This is a genomic window from Bradyrhizobium sp. USDA 4354 (assembly GCF_054060315.1).
The window spans coordinates 3805395-3831455 of the sequence record NZ_JBSSDC010000001.1; the positions used below are offsets into that span (position 1 = coordinate 3805395).

The 26061-nt window shown below is 59.2% G+C and carries 16 protein-coding genes; 12 read left to right on the plus strand and 4 right to left on the minus strand.

Annotation, left to right across the window (positions count from 1 at the left end):
- The first annotated feature begins 25 nt into the window (after positions 1 to 25).
- Entirely contained in the window at positions 26 to 1159 is a 1134-nt protein-coding gene (locus ACVIIV_RS17415; protein WP_456745242.1) for a serine/threonine protein kinase, read from the plus strand.
- On the plus strand, positions 1146 to 2225 hold the full coding sequence (locus ACVIIV_RS17420; protein ID WP_456745243.1) for a nucleotidyltransferase family protein: 1080 nt from the start codon (positions 1146 to 1148) through the stop codon (positions 2223 to 2225). The genes ACVIIV_RS17415 and ACVIIV_RS17420 overlap by 14 nt, the downstream gene beginning before the upstream one ends.
- A gap of 264 nt (positions 2226 to 2489) precedes the next feature.
- Here ACVIIV_RS17420 and ACVIIV_RS17425 read toward each other — a convergent pair whose 3' ends face one another.
- On the minus strand, positions 2490 to 2876 hold the full coding sequence (locus tag ACVIIV_RS17425; RefSeq protein WP_456745244.1) for an H-NS histone family protein: 387 nt from the start codon (positions 2874 to 2876) through the stop codon (positions 2490 to 2492).
- Between the two features lie 699 nt (positions 2877 to 3575).
- Here ACVIIV_RS17425 and ACVIIV_RS17430 point away from each other — a divergent pair.
- Positions 3576 to 3944, plus strand: coding sequence for an H-NS histone family protein (locus tag ACVIIV_RS17430; protein ID WP_456745245.1), 369 nt, complete (start codon positions 3576 to 3578; stop codon positions 3942 to 3944).
- Between the two features lie 59 nt (positions 3945 to 4003).
- On the opposite strand, the gene ACVIIV_RS17435 is transcribed toward ACVIIV_RS17430, so the two are convergent.
- The 3 genes from ACVIIV_RS17435 to ACVIIV_RS17445 all read right to left on the minus strand — a co-directional run bounded on the left by ACVIIV_RS17435 (position 4004) and on the right by ACVIIV_RS17445 (position 10040).
- A complete protein-coding gene (locus tag ACVIIV_RS17435; protein ID WP_456745246.1) occupies positions 4004 to 5473 on the minus strand; it encodes an exopolysaccharide biosynthesis polyprenyl glycosylphosphotransferase in 1470 nt (489 codons plus the stop codon).
- A 149-nt stretch (positions 5474 to 5622) separates the two neighbouring features.
- Entirely contained in the window at positions 5623 to 7626 is a 2004-nt protein-coding gene (locus ACVIIV_RS17440) for a hypothetical protein (RefSeq protein ID WP_456745247.1), read from the minus strand.
- Positions 7627 to 7703: 77 nt separating this feature from the next.
- Positions 7704 to 10040, minus strand: coding sequence for an AAA family ATPase (locus ACVIIV_RS17445; protein WP_456748761.1), 2337 nt, complete (start codon positions 10038 to 10040; stop codon positions 7704 to 7706).
- Positions 10041 to 10394: 354 nt separating this feature from the next.
- Between ACVIIV_RS17445 and rfbC the strand changes: the two genes are divergently transcribed.
- The 9 genes from rfbC to ACVIIV_RS17490 all read left to right on the plus strand — a co-directional run bounded on the left by rfbC (position 10395) and on the right by ACVIIV_RS17490 (position 25978).
- Complete coding sequence (gene rfbC / locus ACVIIV_RS17450; protein WP_456745248.1) at positions 10395 to 10952, plus strand: dTDP-4-dehydrorhamnose 3,5-epimerase; 558 nt, start codon at positions 10395 to 10397, stop codon at positions 10950 to 10952.
- A gap of 14 nt (positions 10953 to 10966) precedes the next feature.
- Entirely contained in the window at positions 10967 to 12025 is a 1059-nt protein-coding gene (gene rfbB / locus ACVIIV_RS17455) for a dTDP-glucose 4,6-dehydratase (RefSeq protein WP_456745249.1), read from the plus strand.
- 7 nt (positions 12026 to 12032) lie between these two features.
- On the plus strand, positions 12033 to 13022 hold the full coding sequence (rfbD, locus tag ACVIIV_RS17460; RefSeq protein ID WP_456745250.1) for a dTDP-4-dehydrorhamnose reductase: 990 nt from the start codon (positions 12033 to 12035) through the stop codon (positions 13020 to 13022).
- The gene (rfbA, locus tag ACVIIV_RS17465) at positions 12931 to 13818 is read left to right on the plus strand and encodes a glucose-1-phosphate thymidylyltransferase RfbA (protein WP_456745251.1); all 888 of its coding nucleotides are present in this window, start codon (positions 12931 to 12933) and stop codon (positions 13816 to 13818) included. The genes rfbD and rfbA overlap by 92 nt, the downstream gene beginning before the upstream one ends.
- 111 nt (positions 13819 to 13929) lie before the next feature.
- Positions 13930 to 20838: a DUF4082 domain-containing protein gene (locus ACVIIV_RS17470; RefSeq protein WP_456745252.1), complete on the plus strand. Its 6909-nt coding sequence runs from the start codon at positions 13930 to 13932 to the stop codon at positions 20836 to 20838.
- Between the two features lie 10 nt (positions 20839 to 20848).
- The gene (locus tag ACVIIV_RS17475) at positions 20849 to 21169 is read left to right on the plus strand and encodes a hypothetical protein (RefSeq protein ID WP_456745253.1); all 321 of its coding nucleotides are present in this window, start codon (positions 20849 to 20851) and stop codon (positions 21167 to 21169) included.
- Positions 21147 to 23360 (plus strand): peptidase domain-containing ABC transporter, encoded by a 2214-nt coding sequence (locus ACVIIV_RS17480; RefSeq protein WP_456745254.1) that lies wholly within the window; start codon positions 21147 to 21149, stop codon positions 23358 to 23360. Before ACVIIV_RS17475 ends, ACVIIV_RS17480 begins: the two co-directional genes overlap by 23 nt.
- Positions 23357 to 24781: an HlyD family type I secretion periplasmic adaptor subunit gene (locus ACVIIV_RS17485; RefSeq protein WP_456745255.1), complete on the plus strand. Its 1425-nt coding sequence runs from the start codon at positions 23357 to 23359 to the stop codon at positions 24779 to 24781. Before ACVIIV_RS17480 ends, ACVIIV_RS17485 begins: the two co-directional genes overlap by 4 nt.
- Positions 24782 to 24805: 24 nt before the next feature.
- Positions 24806 to 25978, plus strand: coding sequence for a hypothetical protein (locus tag ACVIIV_RS17490; RefSeq protein WP_456748762.1), 1173 nt, complete (start codon positions 24806 to 24808; stop codon positions 25976 to 25978).
- The last annotated feature ends 83 nt before the right edge of the window (positions 25979 to 26061 follow it).

Consider the following 26061-nt stretch of genomic DNA (forward strand, 5'->3'; position numbering starts at 1 on the left):
CTCGCCGGTACAGGGCGAGGCAGATTTGTTCACGTTGGTTGAGGCCGTGCTGGAAAGATCGTCGGCAGAGATGGTGTTGAGACCGGCTCCGGATGCAGTGTTCGCGCTGCTGGACGGTCGATCAATGCTGTTCAGCGAAGCAGGGCAGAAGATCTTTGAACTCGACCGAGTAGGGGCGTTCATTTGGTGCAAGTTGGCGCAAGGCGCCTCTCTGGAAGACGTCTATCAGGGGCTTGGGGCGCTGGGCATCGACGAGCACGCGGCACGCCGGTTCACGCGACAGGTCGTAGACGTCTGGATCGATCGAGCGTTGCTCGAAGTCGATTGGCGAATGCCGACCGATTGCGCCTTCTCAGCGAATCTAGGTCGACACAGAATAAGCGTCCGGGCGACAAATCGGGACCTCTTGAGACGGCTGCTTTCGCCGTTTTGTGCTTCGGACCAGGGCGGCGACGGCGACATCGCGATCGAGGCAATGATGCTGGACGAGCAAGTGCTCTTGCGCGGAGAGAATTCCAGCATCTCCAGATGTGAAGTCGAAGCACTGGCCCCGACCATCAAAGCTCACGTCACCGAGCGGCTTATTCGGAGCAATCGTTGGGTCTTCTCGCTTCACGCCGCTTCTCTCGTGAAAGACGGCATGGGCCTGCTGTTATGCGGCCAACCGGGGGCTGGAAAGTCTACCCTCACACTGCAGCTGGTGGACGCCGGATTTCGCTACGCCGGCGATGACGTTGCGCTGGTCGGCGCTGACGGAACGATCTGTGGAATCCCGTTTGCTCTCACCCTCAAGGAGGGATCGTGGGACTTGCTCTCGCGACTACATGGCGACCGTTACGACGCGACACATTGCCGCTCCGACGGCGTGCGGGTGCGGTACGTACCCATTCCGGATGCGCAGAACCAATGCGTGTCCGCAAGCTGGATCATCTTCTTGAACCGGGTCGCGAGCGGTCCGGCCGAACTAACCGCGATAGATCAGTTGGATTCGATGAAGCGGCTCATCGAGAACGCATTTGCTGCTGACGGAAGACTGTCGCAGGCCGGCTTCTTCGCTCTAAAGCGGATTGTCGCGGGCGCGCGATCGCTTCAACTCACCTACTGCGAGGCCGTGGAGGCTCGGCGCTTGCTTATGGAGTTGTGCCATGGCAAGGCATAGCAGCGCGCTCACGAGCCTCTGCAATTGCTTGCGAGGCATGCCACCAGTCGATATAGAGTGGACGTCCGTAATCGGGCTCGCAAATCAGACTCTGACGACGCCGGCTCTCATCGACTTCGTCGACAAATTTGCGTCGATGCTGCCGGACGACGTCTGCGCATATATTCGTCATATTCACCGCCGAAACGTGCTGCGCAACAATCGCCTCGTCGTTCAACTGGAGGAGGCCGTCGTTGCGATGAACGGCCTGGGAATTACGCCGATCATGCTCAAGGGAGCATCGACGCTGGCGACCGCGCCCGAGGAGCGACGAGGCGTTCGGCTAATGTCCGATCTGGACATTATGGTTATGCCAGACCAAGCCGGAATGGCGGTCGCCGCTCTCTGTGCAATTGGTTACGATATTGACCATCAGACCCCTCCCGAAAGCCAGAGATGGCACGTCGACCTGAATCGGTCGCAGGATGTCGGGACCATCGACCTGCAGCAGGCAGCTCCAGGTCCTGCATATTTTTACCAGAGCTTCGGGCATGCGCTGAACCATTGCGTCCCAGCGCCGCTGGGACGGGGGCGCGTGTATATCCCCACGCCTACCTACCGAGCGCTCATGTTGATCATCCATGATCAGTTTCAAGACTATGGTTATTGGCTCGGCGACCTCGATCTGCGGCACCTTGTTGAATTGCGCGATCTAGTCAATTCCGATGAGGGCCTCGATTGGGGAGAGCTTTCCTCTCTTGTCTCGGGCGAATTGATGAAGAACGCGGTTGAAACCCAGCTGTTCGCTCTTGCTGAGCTGCTTGGCGTCGAGATTCCGCACGCGTTGCGCTCCCGACTGATTCCCCGCCTGCAGTTCATGCGACAGTTGATGCAAGCACGCTTTCCGGCCACACGCGTGCCTCTTCTGGCGATGAACGTTCTGGACCTCGGAAATTATCGCAGGGAGGCGACCACCGCCTCGACAAGACCCGGCGCGAACCGACGTGGATTGTGGTCGGTGCCAAGAGCGAGCACCTTGCAGTTTCTGTTGAATGCGGCGACCGCAGTTCGTGCAGGAAAGGTCTAAAGCATGATCCGGAAAAGTGCGAAGCGGTTTTCCGGAAAGATCATGCGTAATCAACAACCTGAAGCGCGATGACGATTCATCCAAATCTCATCGCGCTTTAGGGCCTGCGACCGCCATACGAGCGCTTTCGAGAGATTGTGGCGGCAGGCCTCTTGGCAGAGCGAGTTTTCGATCCGCTACCTGCTCAAGGTGGGTAGGCGGCTGCCCGGAATCCGCAGGGCTGAACATTCTCGGCCGACCCGAGGTGCGTTCAGTCGCGCAGAGCTAGGAATGCTCTCGGCCGCCAGCCTTCCGTTCGGAGGATTCGCCGTTCTCGCGGATTCTGAACTCCTCCAGCGTATGGCCTGATTGGAGGGCGGCGACCAGCCAGCGGGGCTGCTTGCCGCGACCTGACCAGGTCTCTGTTGGCTGGAGCGGGTTGTAGTACTTCGGCACGACCTTCGGGTATTTGCGACGGGGCGGCTGGCCTGTCCCCGCCTCAGCCGCCCCGCTTTCGGCTTCGCCGAATTGATCCGGCTGGTTGAGTTGCGCAAGACGCTTTTCCAGTTCCCGCTTTTCGGCGGTGATCTTTTCGGCGAGAATCTTCGTCAGCTCCTCGTGAAGGAGCCAAAGTTCCTCAAAATCCATGGCTTCGAGATCTTGCCTTCGCATAGCATTTCTCGTCACCGTTCGACTGACCATCTATCCATTCTTCACGTCCGAGTGGCGAATGAATGTTGACCGAAGTCAGCGCTGAAATTGGACCCTACAATAAATTTATTATATATTATTTAATAATTATTGCGACGATTATTTTATTAATTGGTCTCGGCAGGTAAGAAGCTTGCTGAGGGCGAGTAGAGGAGGCGTAGTCTTGATCGAGTATCCTCTTGAGCGACTTCAGGATTCAGTCCGCCGGTTCGTGGCTCCCACGGCTGCATTGTCGGACATTCAGGGCCTGAGGCTCCAAATCGAGCTGAGACGGAGTGCGCTGAGGGATATCGAGGTTATTCGCTCCCGTCTGCGTTATGGGACGGCGATAGGGCTGCCCGCACAAAGGAAAAGCGGCCGCCGGCATCTCAAATCGAGGCTGCGGCGGGGCAGGTTGTTCGGGCGGCTAGCTTAATCCCTCTCTGTTAGCGACGCTTGAGCGGTTCCCTCGCCGCAAGTAGGACGTGCAGAATTTCCTGTCCGCAGTTAAATTATGCGGCTCGCTCATTTTCTCGGCTTGATTACTAACCGCGACCCGGTTATCTGGAGCGCGAGTTCCAGTTCGGTTCCACGTATTGTCTTGGGATAATCCGGTTCTCTGTCTTGATTAATATGTCGGCAGGGGCAATATTGAATTGGGCGCAACTACACGGTGAGAGCATGTCAGCTAAGAAACCCGAATTAGAAACGATGTCCCTCGACGATCTCTGGTCGCTTCATGAGAAAATTAGCGGAATTCTGTCTGACCGGATCAAGGCGGAAAAGAACGAGCTGGAAAAGCGCCTGGCGGCACTTGGGGGCGGGATGGCCGTTTTGGCGGATTCGAGCCGGGCAGGCGTATCTTCGACCGGCAAGCCGAGACGTAAATATCCTCAGGTGCTGCCGAAGTATCGGAATCCGCAGACGTCCGAGACCTGGTCTGGGCGTGGCAAACGGCCACGGTGGTTGGTTGCCGCAATGAAGTCTGGCCGGAGAATTGAGGAGTTTCGCATCGGCGAACAGGGTCCGAAGCTTCGTCAGCGGGCGTAAGCTGTGATGGTGGGATTGTAACAGCCAGCAAGCCGGCGCAGCACCCATGAGTCCATGCTCTAGTAGGCGTTGCGTCCTCGCAGTACCTCCACGGGGGTCCGCAGCATGATTGCGAGATCCAGCCCAAGACTCCAATTGTCGATGTACCAGAGATCATATTGGACACGTGTTTCGACCATGACTGCTGTGGGGGTGGGGCCGCGGCAGCCATGGACTTGAGCCCAGCCGGTCAATCCTGGCCTGACCCGGCGGCGAAGCGCGTAGTTTCGCACGAGCTTGTCAAATTCACCGTCGTGAGCCACGGCATGAGGACGCGGGCCCACCAGCGACATGCTGCCGTCGAGAACATTTAACAGCTGTGGCAGTTCATCGAAGCTCGTCCGGCGCAGCCATTTGCCGACGCGGGTAACGCGTCGATCGGCGCGGTTGGCCTGAAGGATTGCTGGCCCGTCCTCGAGCACATGCATCGTCCGGAATTTGTGGATCAAGAAGGTGCGGCCGTTGAAGCCACAGCGGTGCTGCCGAAAGAAAATGGGGCCGGAAGAATCCAGCTTGATCGCGACTGCAGTCAGCGCAAGCAGCGGGGCGAGTACCGCCAAGGCGAGGCCCGCGCCGACAACATCGATCATCCGCTTGATCGCGCACTCCAGCGGCGTGAGGGGGCCACGCTGGAGTTCTACACAAACGGCACTTCCAAGGCTCCGCTTGGGGTGTCGAAGCAATTCGGATGTCGTGCCGACGGGCACGAATATGATCGGGAACGGCAAAACGCGCAAATCGGCAACAAAGGCTCGCAGTTCGGGCCATCGCTCCGGGTCAGCTTCCACCACCACCTGGTCGAGTTGGCAAGTGCGAATGTGGTCGATGACGCGAGCCGTGAGCCGCCTTCGGCAGGCAGGACCGAAGCCAAACGGAGGCAAGCTGAATCGTCCCTTGACGGAATACCCGTGCATTGACAGGGTTTCGGACAATCCCACGTTCTTCGACAACGGTTGATCGCTGATCAGAACAATATTTGTATTGGCGAACCTCCTGCCACTCAGTGCCCTTCCGAGAAGCACCTTGACTCCCCAACGCTCGGCCAAAAGCAAGCCCAGACCCATGACGGCGAAGAGCAGGCCTGCGTGCTGTGGGGCTCCCGGGCGAGTTGCAAAGCCGTACACCGCCCAAATGAAAAGCACCGATGACGTCCAAGCCAGACAGACCGCGCGTATCTGATTCCGGAGGACGAGGAGCTCGACTGGCTGATAGAGGCCGTGGATCTTGAGCAAGCAAACGAGACAAGCTGCGCTGACCAGCGCCATGCCAAGTGCGTCGCCCAAATCGGTCCCGGCTTGCCCATTCTGAGCTTGGTACAGCAATATAGAAACGATGCTCGCAAATAGAACGGTCGCAATATCCGCACCGAGCACCACGTGCTCGACCGCGTCATAACGGAGGGGCCATTTGTGCTGGCGGGATAGTGCCGGCTCGGGACTGACACGATCCGTAACCTCCCGATCGGGGAAATGTCGGTTCACGAAATTCATTGTCGGGGCCCTGCAATTTAATATTTAATTTATTATTAATTAACCGAGTTTATCAAGTGGAAATCGCGGTTCCTGCAATTTAATCTGCGTGCGCTGCCTTTGGCGCCGGATCCGCCTGCTGGGCAAAAAATCGCCCGCTCTCGGGATTTTTATCGAGAGCCCTGTCGGGAATTACGCGCGCGTACTTGGTCCAGGTACGTCGGATCCAGTTCCGATATCAGGCCTTCGAGATAGGCCTTCCCGTCGGCCGAGGCTGACCGGTGCGCGGTCACAAGCGCTGGCCTGAGGCCAGGCCGATGTCTAACGACGAGGCTGACGTCCCGCTTGATCAATTCACGAAACTCAGGCTCCCGTACCACGGCATCTGTAGCGAGCGCGACGGATACGCGTAGCGGAAGCAGATCCAGATCATTGGGCGCAGTGTAGTACGACATTTTGAGCATCGCCGCCGTGCTGGACTGGGGCGAATTGTGCTTCGACCTCGCCGCTAGCATGAGCCAAATGTCACCCCGGAGCGGCGAAGAGCGCAATGCACGGGCAAACGCGCTCGAAGTAACTGGAGCAGCCGTCCCTTGGTCGTCCGCAGCCAGAGCCGAATCCCAGCTGAATCTCGATCCCCCTCGGATCCATAAGTCTTCACGCGCTGCCGTAACCGAAACCGGTCTCGATATCCCGTTCGGCCATGCTGCTGCAGTCGACACAACTGACGATCGTCCACCGAGATACAGCTCAGGGAGGACCATCCATACTGCCTGCATGATCAGCGCTATTCCAAGCACCACCAGCGTAACGCGGGGCCACACGGAGACGAATGCTGACGCGAACCCTCGACGAGACGCCGGTGCTTGAACTGCGATCTGGTCGGCGGCCCCTTTCAATTCCGAGGATATGGCGTCACGTCCTGCGCCGGGGACGCTTTGACCGAACGCCAGCCCAAAAAGCGCAGCGACCAGAAGCGATGCGCTCAAACCCAGAATTCCATGGTCAGAAAAGGCCAGTATCGTCACTGCAATCGAAGCGCCGGCGCCCAGGGCTGGGAACACGTAGTCGTAGGTACGTGACAGAGAGCGCCTGATCAGAATGCAAGCGCCGAGCATTGCAACAACCACGAGTCCGCAAAGGAAGGCCCACCCCATGTCTATAACGATCGCGGCGGCGGCGGTTGGCCTTTCTCGCGAGGTGCCGGCTCCAGCGTCCTGGTAAATCGGCAAGAGCACCGTCGAAGCACCCGCGCCGGATCCCGCCGGTCCGACGTCCTGTAGCATCCGCTCTGTTGCGGCCTGACTGCTCGTCGACAGGGCGATCGTCAGATCGGTGTTCGTTCTGAAGGGAATGACCGTAACGGTGGCGATGAAGACGATCGCGGCGGTTGCGAGAACGCCAGCAGTACCCCACAAGCCCAGGAACCACCTGCGAATAGCGAACACCGAGAGCAAGATTCCCGATCCGAGGAGAGCGGCAACGACTGCAGCTGAGTTGGCCCGAATGAGCAACGCGGCCATGCAGATAATCATTGCGATGATCGCGGCGGACAGAGCGGGGAGCGGGGCTGGCGCAATCGCTCCTGGCCGACTGTGTCGCAGTAGCTGATCGACCGCACGTATTCCCGTCGCCCAGGAGAGTAGGACACCGAGCACTGCGACGGTCGAGCCATCGGGCCCGGCGGCACCGGTCGCCTCCTTGTCGAACCACATGACCGTAGCAATCGTGGCTATCGACAGCAGAATATGCAGGACTTGCGCTGCGCGATAGCGGTCAAGCGAGATGACGGCAGTGATGAGGGCTGCGGCGAGCACGGCGCAATACTGCGCGAGCGCGAAAATGGTCGCCGCGGTATCGACTGTGATCTTTTCGGCGAGGGGCTCGTTCAAGGCCGCCGATGCAGTCGCCCAAATGGGATTGCCGAGTTTGCCCATCGGCGTGGGCACTGCCTGCAACGCCATCCAGAGCGCCGGAGCCGCGAGTACAACGACGAGACCGGGCCGGAGCAGTCTGGCGAGCCCGAGGGAGGAGGGCGATGGAAAGATCGCGACCACCAGGGCCGCTGCTGCAAGTACCAGCGATGCCAGCACCCAGCCTTGCAGGCTTTCCGGCATTGCGAACGCCGCGGTAATCGCCACCAACTCGGCTAATATGACAAGCCGGACCATCATGTAAAACACCGTCGTGTGGTGCGGCCACTCCGTTGGACCCGCAGGCACGGATACGTGCAGGCCGCTAGGAGACGGCCTCAGGAGCCAGAAAGACCATAACGGATGTAATGGCTATCATGATAATAGTAGCTCCGATGACCGTCATATCGAGCCATCGCCTTAGTGTCCGTCTTGCTGAGAACTGCCCCGATCAGCGATTCGCGAATGTTTGGTGCCGTGTGCAGTGCGTGTTGCACGACATCTATCTTGGTCCGGCCCCATTCAACAACGAGAATGTAGCAGTCAATCAGAGATGAAGTGGCTCGAACGTCGACCAACGGGGTCAAAGGAGGAAGGTCGACGATGACGTAGTCATACTCGGCGCGTAAACGGTCGAACAGCTTGCTTATCGCGTCGGCGCAAAGAATTTCGCTGGTGTGAAGCAGAGGTCCCCGCCGCACGGCAGGTAGAAATGCAAGATTGGTCGTCGGGTCCCGCCAGATGGCGTCGGAGAGCGACCGGCTGCCGTTTGCAACTTCGATGATTCCACAGGCCGCCTTGGGTGCAAAGAGTGCAGAGAGTGAGGGATTCCGGAGGTCGCAATCTACGATGATGGCTCTCTTGCCGGTGTGCCCGATCAATTGCGCGAGCGAGGCTGCAATCGTGGTCTTCCCCTCATTCGGTAAAGCAGAGGTAATGCCGATCACTTGGGAGGAGATCTTCGCTGGATTGTGGTCGATGGCCAGCTTGATGGAACGAATTGCCTCGGTGTATCGAGATAGCGGCATTCCGACCACGGTGCGATGAATTGCGGTTGGAGACGAGACTATCCGTTGCTGAACATCATCATCGGTTTTCTGGAGGCGGACTGGTAGCTTCGCAGATTTGCGGGCCGGCAACAGCGGGACCAAAGATAGACAAGGCAACTCCAACACGGTTTCCACTTGTGAGGAGGTCCGAAAGACACGGTCCATGAGATCTCTGAGGAGCGCCAAGCCGACGCCCAGCGCGAGACCGCCGAGAATGCCAAGCGCCAACACCAACCTGGTCTTTGGCTTGCTCTTGCTCGCCGGCGGCGAAGCCGGAAAAAGTACCCGCGTGTCCGAGGTGGGAAATGTCTCCTGCTGTGCGGAGCCCATGTAACGCTGCAGGAAGGTCTCGTACAGGCTACGCAAGCCCTTTGCTCGGCTTTCCAGATCCTTGATGGTCAGTTCAGCAGAATTGACCGAACGGGACTGCGACACGGCTTTCGATAACTGCTTTTCGATTTCTTCCTGGCGCTGCTTGGCGAGTTCGAATTCATTGCGGCTGACCTCGGCAAGTCTCCTGACTTCGTCGAAGATGGAGACGCGGAACTCTCGCGCGCGGTTCCGGATGTTGACGACTGCCAAGTGGTCGCGACCGACCCTGGCCGCCAGCTCGGCCTCGCGTCTGGTGAGCTCCAGATATTGCTGGCGCAACCCCGTGATGATCTGGCTGTTGAGCGCGTCGGTCCCGATGGCATCCAGATTGTCTATCGAGGACGGCTTCTTCGGATCGACGGCAAGGAGAGTGTCATAGCGAGCCAACTTGGCCGTGGCTTCAGATGTTTGGGCACGTGCAGCGGCCAATCGATTGTTGATTTCCGTGATCTGTTGCTCGTCGATGGGCTTTCCATCCAGAGAAACGATGTTGTTCTGGGTTTTGTAGACGTCGACTGCACGTTGCGCAGCGAGGGCTTGATCGCCGAGATCGCGCAGCCTCTCCTGCAGCCAGCTCGTTGCCCTGCGATTGGCGTCGAATTTTGCATTGAGCTGGTCTGCAACATAAGTATTGGCTACCGCGTTGACGATCTCCGCGGCTCGGGCTGCGTTGCTCGAACTGAAACTGATCTCGATGACGTTGCTGTACCCGACGCGTCCGGCGGAAAGCCGGCTGAGGAATGCGTCTACGAGAGTGTCCGACGGTTCGCCATGCGTCTCGGGTGGCGCATCTTTCTTCGATCCAGTCGAGGCCAATGACCGAACGCGTTGCCAGAGCGACTGTAAAGATAGGCCGGACGCACTAAAATCCGGATCCTCGGTCAGTTTCAACTGGTCGATTACCGCGACCGCAGTGGCTTTCGATCTCAGGAGCTGAAGCTGGGTCTCGATTTGACTGAGATCGAAAGCCGGCTCGGCGAGCAGTGATTGCTGCTGGACAAATTGAGGCCTTGGATTGGCCAACAGGATCTGAACCTGCGCCGTATAGGTTGGCGAGACCAAACGGAGATAGAGCAGGCTGGCCGCAGTGGCGAGCGCGGCAGTGACAAGGATCACGAGATACTGCCGCCGTAGGAGCCCGATGGCGAAATTGATGACATCGGTGATTCCTCCACCGTCTGCCTGGGCGGGTTGAGCCAGCCCGGTCACCGGCAGCCGCATTCTATCCGTGTGTTGAAGATTGTTCTGGAGCATCACGTACCTGTCCGACGGTGGGTCACGTTGCGGCGTCCCGCCCGCATACCAGCATTTAATGAGGCCTGCGGAAGGGTGATGGATTATATACCTTATAAAAATCTCCTTGCCAAATTAAATAAACTGGATATTAATTGAGCCGAGCTTGAAAATCGCGACGATGCGGTTCTGCTTGAGCGGATGTTGGTGAATTCGACGATATTTCCGTAGCTTACGCTTGGTGCGACGCCTTCTGACGAAAATAACACGAGCATTCAGGGCTGGATTGAGAGGGCGAGAAATTAATCCCATCGGGGATTATGGTTCACCGCATCGAAGCCCGATCCGAATTTGGAGCGGGCAGGAGGGTACCCAATGTTGGAACTGCGATCCTTGGCGATCCCGGATGTCAAAGTCATTCGCCCAGATCGGTTTTCCGACGCTCGCGGCTACTTCTGCGAGACGTTTCAGCGATCGGCTTTTGCGGAGAAGGGAATTCTCCATGACTTCGTTCAGGATAATCAGTCCAGTTCGGATCGGATCGGCACGGTGCGCGGCCTGCATTTCCAGCGGCCGCCCTTCGCGCAAGCGAAGTTGATACGGGTATTGTGCGGGGCGATTCTCGATATTGCAGTCGATCTTCGGCGTTCATCGCCTAGCTTCGGCAAGCACATCGCCATCCAGCTGGATAGCGAGAGCGGTGAGCAGGTCTTCATTCCGAAGGGGTTTGCGCACGGCTTCTGTACGCTCCAGCCCAAGACCGTCGTCTTGTACAAGGTCGACCAGGTCTACGCCCCGAGCCACGACGGTGGTGTCTATTGGGCTGATCCGACGTTAGCGATCGAGTGGCCCGTGACGATCTCAGAGGCCCAGGTGTCGCCGAAGGACCAGACCCTTCCTGCGCTCAGCCAGCTCGGTTGCGTTTTCGACTAGTGGAGGCGGGTAGTATGGGTATCTTGGTGACCGGCGGAGCGGGCTTTATCGGTTCTGCGGTCTGTCGCCGTTTGGCCTTACAGACGGGTGCCGCAGTGATCAACGTCGACAAGTTGACATACGCGGCCAACCTGGCTTCGCTCGCGAGCATCGAGCGGCTGGAGACTTATGCGTTCCTGCAATCCGACATTTGCGATCGCGAGACCATGGATTATGCGTTCGCCGAATATGAGCCGGATGCGATCATACATCTGGCCGCCGAAAGCCACGTCGACCGCTCGATCAACGGGCCCGACGCCTTCGTCAATACCAATGTAGTTGGCACCTACACGCTATTGGAGGCTGCCAGAACCTACTACGAACGTCTGCCGTCTTCGAGGCGGAAGCAGTTCCGCTTCATCCATGTGTCGACAGACGAAGTCTACGGCTCGTTGGGACCAGACGACTTGTTTCGCGAGGACACGCCCTACAAGCCGAGCTCCCCCTATTCGGCGAGCAAGGCCGCCTCGGACCACCTCGCACTCGCGTGGTTTCGAACCTACGGCCTGCCGGTTATCGTATCGAACTGCTCGAACAATTACGGTCCGTATCAGTTTCCGGAAAAGCTCATCCCGCTGACGATCCTCAATGCGATCGACCGGAAGCCTCTGCCAGTCTATGGCGACGGCAGGAACATTCGCGACTGGCTTCACGTCGATGATCATGCCGCCGGCTTGATAAGACTTCTGTACGAAGGAAGGCCCGGCGAGAAGTACAATTTCGGCGGAGACGCCCAGCGATCCAACCTGGAGGTCGTCACCCGGATTTGTGACGTTGTGGATCGATTGTCTCCGGGCGCCGGGTCAAGACGTTCTCTCATCACGTTCGTGCCAGATCGTCCGGGGCATGATGCGCGCTATGCAATCGACGCATCGAAGGCACATCGCGAACTCGGCTGGGAACCCAAGAGAACCTTCGAACAGGGACTGGCCGAAACCGTCGGATGGTATCTCAAGAACCGCACATGGTGGGAGCGTGCCCGCTGCGGTGTCTACGACGGCTCGCGTCTGGGTCTCCTGGCCGCCCAAAGCTGAGGTGAAGATGACAAATCGCCCCATCCTCATCGCCGGACGGAATGGTCAATTGGCGAAGTGTCTTCGCGATCTTGCCGCAATGCGCGGTCTGCCTGCGGTGACTCTCGGGCGCCCAGAGCTCGATCTAGAGGGCCGCGAAGGGATCGACAAGCTCATCGCGTCGATCGCCCCTTCCGCAATCATCAATACTGCCGCCTATACGGCGGTAGATCAGGCCGAGTCTGAAGTGGCGAAGGCGTTCAACGTCAATCGCGACGGCGCGGCTGCATTGGCGGATGTCGCTTGGCAGATGAACATTCCACTCATTCATCTCTCGACCGACTATGTGTTCGACGGTGCGAAGCCCGACGCGTACGACGAAACCGACATTCCGGCGCCGTTGAACGTCTACGGCGCATCCAAGCTTGCAGGTGAAGCTGCTGTATTGGCCGCGCACCCGCTCGCGACCGTGATCAGATGCTCGTGGCTCTACAGTCCCTATGGCAGCAATTTCGTCCGGACGATGCTGCGGCTATGTGAGACGCGGCAGATTGTAAGGGTTGTCCGCGACCAACATGGAAATCCGACCTACGCGTTCGACCTCGCGGAGGCCGTCCTCCGGATCGCCGAACGGTCAGTAACGGACGATCGCAGGGCCACGGCCGGCATCTTTCATCTCGCCGGTCAAGGCGAGGCAAGCTGGCACGATTTCGCGCAGGCAATCTTTGACGAGCGTTCCCGTCGTGGAGCGCGGATTCCGGCGCTCGAGGCGATTACGACCGAGGAGTTTCCAACCGCTGCGCGTCGACCTCGGAACTCGCGCCTGGACTCATCCAAGGCCGAACGGGTGTTCGGGATTCGATTGGCACCTTGGCGTCACTCACTCGAAGCTTGTCTGGACCAGCTGCTCGAAGAAGGAGAAACCGATGCTGAAGGGAATCGTGCTCGCTGGCGGCAGCGGAACGCGCCTCTATCCGATCACGCGCGTGGTCAGCAAGCAGTTGCTCCCGATCTATGACAAGCCGATGATCTATTATCCCCTGTCGACGCTGATGTTGGCGGGGATCCGCGAAATTCTGATTATTACGACGCCTTCGGACCGGAGCCAGTTCGAGCGATTGCTAGGAGATGGCAGCCAATGGGGCATCCGGCTCAACTACGCGGAGCAAGCCCGACCCGCCGGTCTCGCGGACGCGTTCATCGTCGGTGCCGACTTCATCGGAAGCGATCGCGTGGCGATGGTGCTTGGGGACAATATCTTCTTCGGTGACGGCCTGAGCGAACTGCTTGCCAGGGCGGCTGGACGTGAAGAAGGCGCAACGGTCTTCGCCTATCACGTGCGCGATCCGGAACGGTATGGAGTGGTTGCGTTTGACGAGGCGGACCGCCCGGTGTCGATCGAGGAGAAACCCAGGCGGCCAGCTTCGAACTGGGCAATCACGGGGCTTTATTTTTTCGACCATCGCGTTGTCCGCTACGCTCGTCGCGTCGAGCCGTCTGCGCGCGGCGAGCTCGAGATTACCGATCTTCAGATGCGTTACCTTTCGGCCAACGCGCTCCACGTCGAACGCATGGGACGGGGGTTTGCCTGGCTGGATACCGGCACGGTCGAATCTCTGATCGACGCAGGGACGTTCGTGCAGACTCTGGAAAAGCGGCAGGGAATGAAGATTGCCTGTCTTGAGGAGGTTGCGTTCAGACTAGGCTTCATTAATCGCGATCAACTTCTTGCGCTGGCGCAACCGCTGGAGAAGAGCGGCTACGGCAAATATCTGAGCGAAATCATGCGACTGCCGCAATTCGTTTCGCGATAGCGCTACTTACCGGATGTTCGAAATCGCGTTAAATGTGCACGCATTGAATTGACTGCGAATTAAAAGACAATTAAAATATTATAAGCGGCTATCTATTTAATCGGTATGGCCATGCTGCTTCAAAAGGCGAGCGCCTTCGGCCGGGGAACTCAGGCCGTTTTTCCGGGGGAAGGCATTCCCGCCCTTTGGCAGGAATCGACCATCCGGCATGCATTCGCGGGCATCGACACGCCTGGCTTCTGGGCTCCGCGGCTTGTTGATCAGCCAGTCAGCGGGTTGTCCACTCTGCCCCTTCTTATCGATGACGCCTCGTTCGTCGAGCAGACGGCTCGGGCCTGCTCGGGTGATCCGCCGGACTTGCGCGGCGTCATGCCCCGTCTCTTCGCCGCGCCTTTCCAGTCGCGATTGTCCGCTCTGCTGTCTTCGACGTCCTTGACGAGCGGTCACAAAGGCTTGGCGTCAACGCTCCCGTCTGTGGCAAGCGAGGCGACGCCGACGTCGCAATCGGTTTCCACCCCTCGCGCAACTCACTGGGCCTATCCGACTGACGGAGCCTGGAATGTCGCGGCGAACTGGAGCGCCGGCCTCCCGGGCGCGACCGAGTCTGCATTCCTTGATGCGGCAGGAACGTATGTCGTCACCAGTTCGGCCAGTGTTGATGTTGGGAACCTGGTCCTCGATGCGGGTGCCACGCTTTCGTTGGGTGCCGGCTCGCCGTTCATCGTCGAAGGCGATGCACTGAACAATGGGACTGTCGAAGTTGGAGCGTTCCTTGGCGATCGCATTGCGATCGGGGAATTCAAGGGTGACGTCAGCGGCACTGGATCTTTCGAGATTTCCGACCAGGCGATCCTGAAGATCGGAGGTTCTGTTTCCGGCCAGTTCTTGAATGGATCGTTCTCCGGCATAACCGTGTCGTTCGACACGGAAGTTGGCACACTTGTTCTCGACCAGTCGGCCAACTTCCACGGGTTGATCGCGGGTTCATCGCCGGGAGCGCCGCTTTCCCCCGGGAATCTCATCGACCTGAAAGATCTACCCTTCACGACGTCGATGTCGGCGACCGTCCATTACGACAACAGCTCGAATATCAGCACAGTCGATTTCAGCAATGGTGCGGGCAATGTCACCTTGCTGTTCTCGGGGATGGATTTGAACTGGAATTTCAAGAGCGATGGGCAGGGAGGCACCATCGTCTCGGATCCACCCACGAATCCCACCGTATTGGAAAATCAGAAGCCGGGGACGCCGAGAAGTGTCTGGGAGATCCAGCCGGGCGACAATTCGACGCTGACCCAGGGGTTTGCGACAGCAATCAGCACCAACGTCGGGGGAACGGTCCAATTCAAGATCAACAACCTGACCGGCAACCCGAACTACCGCGTCGATGTCTACCGGCTCGGCTATTACGGTGGCGATGGTGCCAGACTGGTTACGAGCCTGCAGCATCAGGCCGCAGCCGCGGTCGTCCAACCCGCTCCAATAAGGGACGCGTCGACCGGTCTCGTAGATGCCGGCAACTGGAGCGTAACCGATTCCTGGAGCGTCCCGACCGATGCGGCCTCGGGCGTCTATATTGCAAGCGTCATCAACGGCACCGAGATTTTCCAGATTCCGTTCATCATAAGGAACGATGCGTCGCACAGCGACATCGTCCTCCAGACAAGTGATCAAGATTGGCAAGCCTACAACGGTTGGGGAGGGGCCAACCTCTATTTCGGGAACGGCCCCGGCATCAATGGATCGGCGTATGCGGTCAGTTACAATCGTCCCCTCGTAACGCGTGACGGCACCGGAACGTTCTCTGAGGGGGGAGACTCCCCGTTCACGGCCGAGATTGCGGCCATCTATTGGCTCGAGCAGAACGGGTACGATGTCTCTTACATTTCCGGAATAGATGCTGCGACAAACGGCTCGTTATTGCTCAATCACAAGGTCTTCATGGATGCGGGGCATGACGAGTATTGGACCGAAGCTCAGCGCGCCAACGTAGAGGCCGCAGCGCACGCCGGCGTGAACCTGGCGTTTCTCACAGCCAACGAGATATTTTGGAAAACGAGGTTGGCGCCCAGCATCGATGGCAGCGGAACAGCCAACCGCACACTCATTAGCTACAAGGATACGCATGCAAATGCGTTGATCGATCCCTCAGGACAGGCGACCGGCAACTTCTCCGACCCGAGGTTCGGTCCTCCTCTTCCCTCGAATCAGCTGACCGGTACATTATTCGCGGTCAACGCATTTCGGTACGATACGATCACGATACCGTACCCGATGACTCAATTGCGCTTCTGGCGCAATACGGCCGTCGCGCAAACGCCAGCCGGGCAGACCGCTTCGCTCGTACCTGGCCTGTTGGGCGTTGAATGGGACATCGCACCGGACAACGGATTTCGTCCAGCCGGGTTGGTCAGTGTCTCGTCCTCTACGGTCAACGTGGACGGAAAATATCTGCTCGACTATGGCAACACGTTCGGAGCAGGAACGGCGACCCACAATCTCGTTCTGCATCGGGATCCCGTTAGTGGCGCGCTGATCTTCTCGGCCGGTTCAATCAACTGGCCGTGGGCGCTTGCTAGCGACCACGACGGACCGGCAACGCCTGTCGATCCCAATGTCCAGCAGGCGATGGTTAACCTTTTCGCCGACATGGGGGTTCAGCCGGCGACGCTGCAAGCGAGCTTGACTGCCGCGATCCGGTCGACAGACGTTGCGGCGCCGACCTCCAGTATCACCAATCTTTCGGCTGCCAGTGTTGCCGAGGGGCAGTCGATCACGGTGACGGGGACGGCCACTGATGCGGGTGGAAAGATTGCCGGTGTCGAAATCTCCACGGATGGTGGAACGAGCTGGCATCCGGCCAACAGCAGTGTCGGCGCAGCGAACGTGACGTGGTCGTACACGTTCGTCACAGGCGCTCAAGGGGCATATTCCCTCAAAACCAGAGCGGTCGACGACAGCCTGAACTTGGAAACACCCGGTGCAGGAACTAGCTACACGGTCACACCATCTTCCAGCCTGACACTCTTCAGTCCGACCGATGCGCCTGCGGTGATCTCGAACAGCGATTCGGGCGCAGTTGAGCTTGGCGTCAAATTCGTGCCCGCCGTGTCGGGCAAGATCACCGGGATTCGCTTCTACAAGGGGCCCGAGAATACCGGCACCCACATCGGTGATCTCTGGACCACAAACGGCACGCTGCTTGCGAGTGCCACCTTTAGCAACGAAACCGCGAGCGGCTGGCAGCAGGTTGATTTTGCGACGCCTGTCACGGTGCAGGCCGGCGTCACGTATGTCGCCTCCTATCACACGAACACCGGCCACTATTCCTCGACCGACTACTACTTCATCGACTATGACGGCCTTACGAAAGGTGCGCTCACCGCGCCCGGTAGCAGCCTCAACGGCGTCTATGCCTATGGCAGTAGCCCGGTCTTTCCCGGCAACGTTTCCTATGTCAGGGCCGCGAATTACTGGGTCGACGTCGTTTTCAGCGATTCAGGCCTGACGTCGCCGCAAGCTCATGAAGACAGCGGCTTTACCGTTAGTCAAAATGGTGTGCTGAACATTCCGGCATCGACGCTGCTTGCGAACGACACCAACCCGTCCGGGCTGGCTTTCTCGATTACCAGCGTCGGTAACCCGGCTAATGGAAGCGTAAGCTACAATTCGCAGAACCAGACCGTGACTTTTACTCCCACCGCCGGCTATGCCGGAGCGGCGAATTTCACCTACACGATTACCGACACGAGCGGCCAAAGCGGGTCCGGCCAGGTCTCGCTCAAGGTCAACTATCCGGTCTCTGCGCAGAGCCTGTTCGGCACCAATGATGCGCCAAGCGCCCCCAATTCCGGCGATACCAGCCCCATCGAAGTCGGAGTCAAGTTCACCGCATCCGTGAGCGGAACGATAACCGGCCTGCGCTTCTACAAGGGATCGTCGAATACCGGCCCTCATATTGCGAATCTATGGAGCTCGGCCGGAGCCCTGCTTGCTACGGCCACGCTCACGAATGAGACAGCCAGCGGTTGGCAGCAGGTCAATTTCTCCAATCCCGTGGCCATCACGGCAGGTACCACCTACGTCGCCTCCTATCACACCAACGGCAATTATTCCGGTACTCAGAATTATTTCGTGACATCGCTTGCCAACGGCCAGTTGACGGCGCCGGCCGGCGCCAACGGAGTCTACAGCTACGGATCCGGAAGCGCGTTCCCGACCAGTACTTTCAAATCCTCCAACTACTGGGTCGATGTCGTCTTCAACGGTTCCTCTGCCGCCAGCGTGCCGCAAGCCAACGCCGACAGCGGCTTTACCGTTAGCCAAAATGGTGTGCTGAACATTCAGGCATCAGCGTTGCTCGCGAACGACACCAACGCGTCCGGGCTGGCTTTCTCACTCACCAGCGTCGGTAACGCCGCCAATGGAAGCGTAAGTTACAATTCGCAGAACCAGACCGTGACCTTCACCCCCATCGCCGGCTATGCCGGAGCGGCGAGTTTCACCTACACGATCACGGACACGAGCGGCCAAAGCGGCTCCGGCCAGGTGTCGCTCAAGGTCAACTATCCGGCCTCCGCGCAGAGTCTGTTCGGCACCAATGATGCGCCAAACGTCCCCAATTCCGGCGACACCAGCCCCGTCGAAGTCGGAGTCAAGTTTACCGCATCCGTCAACGGGACAATCACCGGCTTGCGCTTCTACAAGGGATCGTTGAACATCGGTCCCCATATTGCGGATCTCTGGAACTCGACCGGCACTCTGCTTGCGACCGCCACGTTTACGAACGAGACAGCCAGCGGCTGGCAGCAGGTCAACTTCTCCAATCCCGTGGCCATCACGGCAGGCGCCACCTACGTCGCCTCCTATCACACCAACGGCAATTATTCCGGCACGCAGAACTATTTCGCGACATCGCTTGCCAACGGTCAGCTGACGGCTCCGGCCGACGGCAACGGTGTCTACATCTACGCATCAGGAAGCGCGTTCCCGACGAATACCTTCAAGTCCTCCAACTACTGGGTCGATGTTGTCTTCAACGGCTCCTCCGCCGCCAACAACACGCCGCCAGTTGCGGTTTCTGACGCCGCGGATGCCACCGAGAAGGGCGGGGCGAACAACGGCACTGGCGGCTCGTCCGCCATCGGCAACGTGCTGACCAACGATACCGATCCCGATTCCGGCGACACCAAGACCGTCACTGCAGTCAGCTTCGGCTCGACCAACGGAACGCTCGATACACCTCTCCCGGGCGCGCACGGCACTCTTTTGCTCGGTGCCTCGGGTGCTTTCGCCTACACGGTGAACGAGAACGATGCAGCCGTGCAAGCCTTGCGGCAGTCGGCCAATACGCTGACTGATGTCTTCAGTTATACGATGCGGGATGCCGCGGGCGTCGCATCATCGAGCACGCTTACTGTCACCATTCATGGCGCCAACGATGCGCCCGTGCTGGCGGTCCAGACCGGCAACCAAGCCGTCACCGTGGGCTCGGCATTCTCGCTGACGTTGCCCGCCGGCACCTTCACCGACGTCGATTCCGGCGACTCGCTCACTTACACCGCAAGCGCTGGCGGTTCAGCCCTTCCCGCCTGGCTCGCGTTCAATGCTCAGACTCGTACCTTCAGCGGCACGCCAACGTCCGCGGACGTTGGTACGCTAAGCGTTACGGTCTCTGCTGCCGATGTCGGCAACCTCACCAGCAGCGAGACATTCGATATCGTAGTTTCGGCAGTTCCTTCGACGGTGAGCCTGTTCTCGAGCACCGATACTCCGGCAATACGATCGGGTTCGGACACCTCCCAAGTCAACCTCGGAGTGCAATTCACGTCGTCCGTGGCAGGAACGATTACCGGCATCAAATATTACAAGAGCGCGAATGACCCCGGCACCCATACGGGCTCGTTGTGGAGCAGCACCGGCGCGCTGCTGGCGACGGCGACTTTCACGAACGAGAGCAGCAGTGGCTGGCAGACGGTCACGTTCAGCAATCCCGTGTCCATTGCAGCCGGCACCACCTACGTCGCGAGCTATCACAGCAACGGCCATTACGCCTCCACCACCAGCTACTTCACCACCGCGCGCACCAATGGTCCGCTCACGGCTCCTGCGAACATCAATGGCCTTTACACCTACGGAACAAGCAATCTGTTCCCGACCAGTACCTATAACGCGAGCAATTACTGGGTGGATGTCGTGTTCAACAGCTCGAGCGGCGGCCCCAACCAGTCGCCGGTCGCAGCAAACGACAGCGGCTTCTACGCTACTCAGAACGTTCCGTTCGGGATTCCGAGCTCAGCACTGCTTGCCAACGACACCGATCCCAACGGTGACACGCTCACGGTCACGGGCGCGAGCGGCGGTGTGAATGGCGCCGCCAGCTACAACGCCCAAAGCAACATCGTGACCTTCACTCCGACGGCCGGCTACACGGGACCCGCGTCCTTCAACTATAGCATCTCCGACGGCCATGGTGGCATCGCCGATGCATTTGTCGCTCTCAATGTGAGCGCTGCGTCTTCGACGACTGTGCGCCTGTTCAGCGCAAGTCAGGAGCCCGCCATCGTGGCGGCCAATGATCCACAGTCAGTGGAACTGGGCGTCAAGTTTCAGGCGTCTACCCCTGGCGATATCATCGGTCTTCGCTTTTACAAGGGACCTTCAAACACGGGCACTCACGTTGCGAGTCTTTGGAGTGGCACCGGGACTCTGCTGGCGACTGCGACCTTTCCCAACGAAACGGCTGATGGCTGGCAGCAAGTCAATTTCGCCACGCCCGTGACGATCATGCCGGGATCGACCTACGTCGCCTCCTATCACACCCCCGGGCATTACGCCGCCGATCCGGGCCTGCTGGCCAATGCGATCACCAACGGACCTCTGACGGCCCCGTCGTCGGCATCGATCGGCGGCAACGGTGTGTTCGCATACGGCACAGATAGCCTGTTCCCAACCAACACCTACAACTCAACGAGCTATGGCGTTGACGTTGTTTTCAGGCCGCAGCTGGCGGCAGCATAGGAGACGTAGCATGCACGCCGAACTCTATACCGATGGCATCGAGGAAATTACTGTCAGCGGAACCATCGTCCGCGTCGACCTGGTCAGTCTTTCACCGACAGAGCGTGACGCCAACAATGCCCCGAAACGCGTGTTTTCGCAGCGGCTGATCTTTTCGGTCGAATCCTTCGCCAATTCGGTGGATGTGATGCAGAAGGCGCTTCAAGGCCTGGTTGATGCGGGCGTGGTCCGGCGGAATCAGCCAGCCCAGTCGCACAACGGCGCGTCGGGGACACGTGATGCGCTTGCGCCCAACACACGGTCCTTGAATGTCTCTTCGAATTTCCGCTGAACTCGACGCCGCTGGCGGCGCGAAGGACCAGGTCGCGGACGCGTCCGGCTTGGCAACGCAGACGGCATTGGAATGCCTGTCCAAGATCTCCGGTCACCATGGCATCGATCTCCCGGTCGAGCGCTTGAAGAGCGCCTACGCCGTGGCTGGCCCGCTCGAGTTGAATCTCCTATTGCGCATGGCGAAGGACGCGGGCCTGCGCGCGAGAAGCACGAGACTGGATTGGGGCGCGCTGATCCGTCTCGGAGAAGCGTATCCGGCGTTGGCTCGGCTCGCCAATGGCAACTGGATCGTCGTCCTTGGTGCCGGGCTGGGGGCCGAGGGTATCGAGGTCGTCAGCGTGTTCGACCCGCTTGCCGACCGCAAGCACGAGGTCCTGGTTGTCGACCGGGACCGATTCTGTGCCCAGTGGGCCGGAGAAACGATCCTGATCAAGCGTGAGCAGTTGACACAGGATGGACGAAGGAGTTTCGGCCTCCGCTGGTTCGTGCCGGAGCTGCTTCGTCAGTGGCGACTGTTCCGGGACGTCGCGATCGCCGCCATCCTGCTCTATGCGTTGGGCCTCGTCGTCCCGATCTTCTTCCAGCTCGTCATCGACAAGGTTCTGGTCCACGAGAGCTTCACCACGCTCTACGTACTCGCGGCAGGTGCGGCCGTAGCGCTCGTCTTTGATGCGATATTCGGCTTTCTGCGGCGCTACCTGCTGCTCTATGCGACCAACAAGGTCGACATCCGAGTTGCTACAAAGACGTTCGGTCATCTCCTCGGACTGCCGGTCACATTTTTCGAGCATATGGCCGCGGGCGTCCTGGTCAAGCACATGCAACAAGCGGCCCGGATCCGCGAGTTTCTGACCGGGCGGCTGTTCTTGACGACCCTCGATACGCTTTCGTTGTTCGTCTTCCTGCCGGTACTTGCGCTTTACAGCGTCAAATTGACACTCATCGTTCTCGCCTTCACTGCCGCGAGCGGCGCTGTTGTCGGCCTGCTCATGGGTCCTTTCCGGCGACGTCTCTACGATCTGTACCAGGCGGAAGGTGCGCGGCAGGCTCTCCTCGTCGAAACAGTTCACGGCATGCGCACCGTGAAGTCGCTGGGGATGGAGCCCCTGCAGGGGCGCATCTGGGATAGCCGTTGTGCGCAATCGGTGACCATGCGGTTCGGTGTCGAGAAGATCTCCGCGGGCGCCCAGGCGCTCACCGGATTCCTCGAGAAGATCATGACACTGGGGATCATCGCCATCGGAGCACTCGACGTCTTCGCTGGAGAGATGACGATCGGCGCGCTGGTCGCCTTCAACATGTTGGCCGGGAGAGTCTCCGGGCCGCTGGTCCAGCTCGTGACCATGGTCCACGAATACCAGGAAGTTGCGCTTGCCGTGAAAATGCTCGGCGAAGTGATGAACCAGAAGCCTGAGCGTGATGGCAGGAGAGATGGGCTGCGGCCCGACCTCGCCGGCAAGATCGAGTTCGAGAGCGTTTCGTTTCGCTATGGAACTGAGGGCGCGCCGGCGCTCGATGACGTCTCCTTCACCATCGAGCCGGGTTCGATCTTCGGGATCGTGGGCCGAAGCGGCTCCGGCAAGACCACGCTCACAAGGCTGATTTCGGGGATGTATCCGGTGCAGCAGGGGCTGCTGCGTATCGACGGCTACGATTCAAGAGAGCTCGACCTGGCACACCTGCGCCGAAACCTCGGAATCGTCTTGCAGGATAATTTCCTGTTTCGCGGGACGGTTCGCGACAACATCGCCTGCGTGAAACGTGACGCGACCTTTGCCGAGGTCGTCGCTGCGGCGCAGCTTGCAGGCGCCGACGAGTTCATCGAGCGGTTGCCACGTGGCTTCGATACCATGCTCGAGGAAGACGCTGCGAACCTATCCGGTGGACAGAAGCAGCGGCTCGCGATTGCGCGGGCTCTGATCGTCAACCCACGGATCCTGATTTTCGACGAAGCGACGAGCGCTCTCGATTCCGAAAGCGAGATGATCATCAGGCGCAATCTCCGCCGGTTGGCAGCAGGGCGTACCGTCATCATCGTCTCGCATCGGCTGTCGATGCTGACCGACGCAAGCCAGATCCTCGTCATGGACCGTGGCCGGATCGTTGACGTGGATCGCCACGATCACCTCCTGTCGAAATGCACCATCTACAGGCATTTGTGGAACCAACAGATGAAGCAGATTGCATGAAGCAGCCAAGGCAATCACGCGCAGATGCGAAGCCGGACGGTCTGGTCGTGGCCAGGACGGTCGAGCGGCGACGAAAGTTCAGGCCGGCGCCGAGGCCAGCGCGATTGATTGCGGAGTTCCAGTCCGATGCAGCCGAGGTGGAGCAGCAAGCGCCGCCGCGGCTCGCGCGTCTCACTCTCTACGGCGTACTTGCACTGATCGTCTTCGCGGTGACCTGGGCATCGGTTTCGCAGGTGGAGATGATCGTCACGGCGCAGGGGAAACTGACCACGACACGACCAAACTTGGTCGTGCAGCCTTTGGAAACGTCGGTCATCCGCGAGATCCACGTCAAGGCCGGTGATCGCGTCAACCGCGGCGACGTTCTGGCGACCCTCGATCCGACCTTCTCGCAGGCGGATTTCGATCAACTACGCGGCAGAGTGGCTGGATTCGATGCGTCGATCGATCGTCTGGGCGCCGAACTGAATGGGACGGAGTATGTGATCAAGGAGCTCACGAACGCGGACCAGGTCCTCCAGAGCAAGGTGTTTCTGCAGAGGAGGGCCGCGTATCAGGCGCAGATTCAGAACTACGACGCAATGATCGCTTCCGCCCGAGCCAATCTCAAGACAGCGCAGGATGAAGAGGCGGTTCTCCTTCAGCGGCTCGACACGATGCGCTCGATAGAAGCCATGCGCACCGCGCTGATGGACAAGGAGGTCGGCTCGAGGTTGAACTTCCTGCTGTCACGCGATGCACGGCTCGAGGTTGAGAGCAATCTGGCTCGCGTTCGCGGCAGTATCGCCGATAGCACCCATCGGCTGGACAAGGCCCGTGCTGACCAGAAGGTCTTCGCCGAGGAGTTCCGACGCACCACCTATCAGGAACTGGTGGAGACGGTGCCGAAGCGCAATAGCGCAGCAGAGGAATTGAAGAAGGCCGAGCTTCGCAGACAGTTGATCGTCCTGCAGGCGCCGGCAGATGCCGTGGTGCTGGAGATCGCAAACCGCACGGTCGGCTCGGTAGTTCGCGAAGCGGAGACGCTGTTCGTCCTGGTCCCGCGCGATGTGCCTCTGCAGGCGGAGGTCAATGTCGAAGGGCGCGATATCGGTCAGGTGGCGCTTGGACAAGCGGTCCGCATCAAGTTCGAAGCGTTTCCCTTCCAGAAGTATGGAACTGCTACCGGAGAAGTGCGCGTCATCAGTCAGGACACGTTCTCGCCGGATCCGAAGGCCGAAGGTGCGCGCCGCGCGCCAGCTCCTTATTACCGCGTACTGGTCGATTTGTCGGACACGCACCTTCGGCTGCCGCCTGAGCGCATTCAACTGATTCCAGGCATGGCGGTTACGGCCGAACTGAAAGTCGGCAAGCGCACCGTGATTTCCTACTTCCTCTATCCGTTGCTACGCGGATTGGATGAGAGCATTCGAGAATACTAACCCGGCTTGGAATGGCGGTTGACCATGATGATTAGTCCGAATTTTGGGGTGAGGCTCGTGGTGCCCACGGCAGCGAGTAAGCTCTCGCAAAATGCACCATTGGTGGACTACGCGCTCAATGGACTGGAACGTTGTTGGCTACCTGAGCACCGTCGGTGGTCGCATATTTACCATCTCGATGGCCGTTCTTCGCCAAACGAGTCGGTACCAAGCAGCGACGTATTTTATACCCTCAACGTCCTTCTCGGAATGTCGCGCGTTGCCGAGATTCCAAATGGCATTGATATCCCCGAGATATTCCGTCGCAACGTTCTGCAGCTCACGAAGCTTCCCGTACGCAAGTATGCCTTCGGCATGGCACTATGGAGTGCCGCCGAACTCGGGCTGGAAATGCCCGACCCGGTCAAATGCGAGTTGAGGGCCATTCTTGCCGATGAGGGTCGCTGGAAGAGCTTCCGTGCGCAGGATCTTGGTATGCTGCTCACGGGAGTCGTGGCCCAGGCGAGGGCAGGCGAGAACGAGTGGTGGCGCCACGCCAGGCCGCTTTATCGCTTCCTGAAGGAACGCTTTCACAGCCAATCGGGATTGTTCTTCGATGCACCGTTTGGCCTTCGTCGCCGTTTCTCGTCTTTTGCGACTCAGACCTACCTCTCGATAGCCTGCTATCAATACGGCGAATTCGCTGGCGACGCGTCCGCGCTTGTCATCGCCGATACTTGCGTGCGCAATCTGATAGCGCTTCAAGGCCCGCAAGGCGAATGGCCTTGGTTCTTCGACGCGCTGAGCGGCCGCGTCGTGGACTTTTACGAAGTCTACTCGGTCCATCAGTATGGAATGGCCCCGGCGCTGCTGGAATGGGCCGAGCGCTTTGGACAGAGGCAAGCGCAGGACGCCCTGGTCAAGGGATTCAACTGGGTCTTTGGGCACAATCAACTCGGCCGGGCCATGCTCGTTCCTGAACTGAACCTGACTCTCCGCTCGCAGGTTCGCAAGGGTGAACTGACAACGAAGGCGCCGAGGGTGTTGCGCGCGCTCAGGAGCGCCTGGCTCGGAAACGATGCGCGGCTGATCGACGGTGCCGATGTGGAGGTGCGGCTCGAGTGCCGCAGCTACGAACTGGGCTGGATCCTGTGGTCATTCGGCCGGCGTACTGATTTGCCGGAGCTGACCCACAATGTTGCTTTTGGCGGCGCCTGACAGAATCGCCGTTCCGCTAAAGCGCGATGAGATCAGGATGAATCGTCATCGCGCTTTAGGTTATTGTTTGGGCATGATCTTTA

Coding starts and splice junctions, on each gene's coding strand:
- ACVIIV_RS17420 (WP_456745243.1), top strand. CDS start 1,146: ATGGCAAGGCATAGCAGCGCGCTCACGAGCCTCTGCAATTGCTTGCGA.
- ACVIIV_RS17425 (WP_456745244.1), bottom strand. CDS start 2,876: ATGCGAAGGCAAGATCTCGAAGCCATGGATTTTGAGGAACTTTGGCTC.
- ACVIIV_RS17430 (WP_456745245.1), top strand. CDS start 3,576: ATGTCAGCTAAGAAACCCGAATTAGAAACGATGTCCCTCGACGATCTC.
- ACVIIV_RS17435 (WP_456745246.1), bottom strand. CDS start 5,473: ATGAATTTCGTGAACCGACATTTCCCCGATCGGGAGGTTACGGATCGT.
- ACVIIV_RS17440 (WP_456745247.1), bottom strand. CDS start 7,626: ATGATGGTCCGGCTTGTCATATTAGCCGAGTTGGTGGCGATTACCGCG.
- ACVIIV_RS17445 (WP_456748761.1), bottom strand. CDS start 10,040: ATGCTCCAGAACAATCTTCAACACACGGATAGAATGCGGCTGCCGGTG.
- rfbC (WP_456745248.1), top strand. CDS start 10,395: ATGTTGGAACTGCGATCCTTGGCGATCCCGGATGTCAAAGTCATTCGC.
- rfbB (WP_456745249.1), top strand. CDS start 10,967: ATGGGTATCTTGGTGACCGGCGGAGCGGGCTTTATCGGTTCTGCGGTC.
- rfbD (WP_456745250.1), top strand. CDS start 12,033: ATGACAAATCGCCCCATCCTCATCGCCGGACGGAATGGTCAATTGGCG.
- rfbA (WP_456745251.1), top strand. CDS start 12,931: ATGCTGAAGGGAATCGTGCTCGCTGGCGGCAGCGGAACGCGCCTCTAT.
- ACVIIV_RS17470 (WP_456745252.1), top strand. CDS start 13,930: ATGCTGCTTCAAAAGGCGAGCGCCTTCGGCCGGGGAACTCAGGCCGTT.
- ACVIIV_RS17475 (WP_456745253.1), top strand. CDS start 20,849: ATGCACGCCGAACTCTATACCGATGGCATCGAGGAAATTACTGTCAGC.
- ACVIIV_RS17480 (WP_456745254.1), top strand. CDS start 21,147: ATGTCTCTTCGAATTTCCGCTGAACTCGACGCCGCTGGCGGCGCGAAG.
- ACVIIV_RS17485 (WP_456745255.1), top strand. CDS start 23,357: ATGAAGCAGCCAAGGCAATCACGCGCAGATGCGAAGCCGGACGGTCTG.
- ACVIIV_RS17490 (WP_456748762.1), top strand. CDS start 24,806: ATGATGATTAGTCCGAATTTTGGGGTGAGGCTCGTGGTGCCCACGGCA.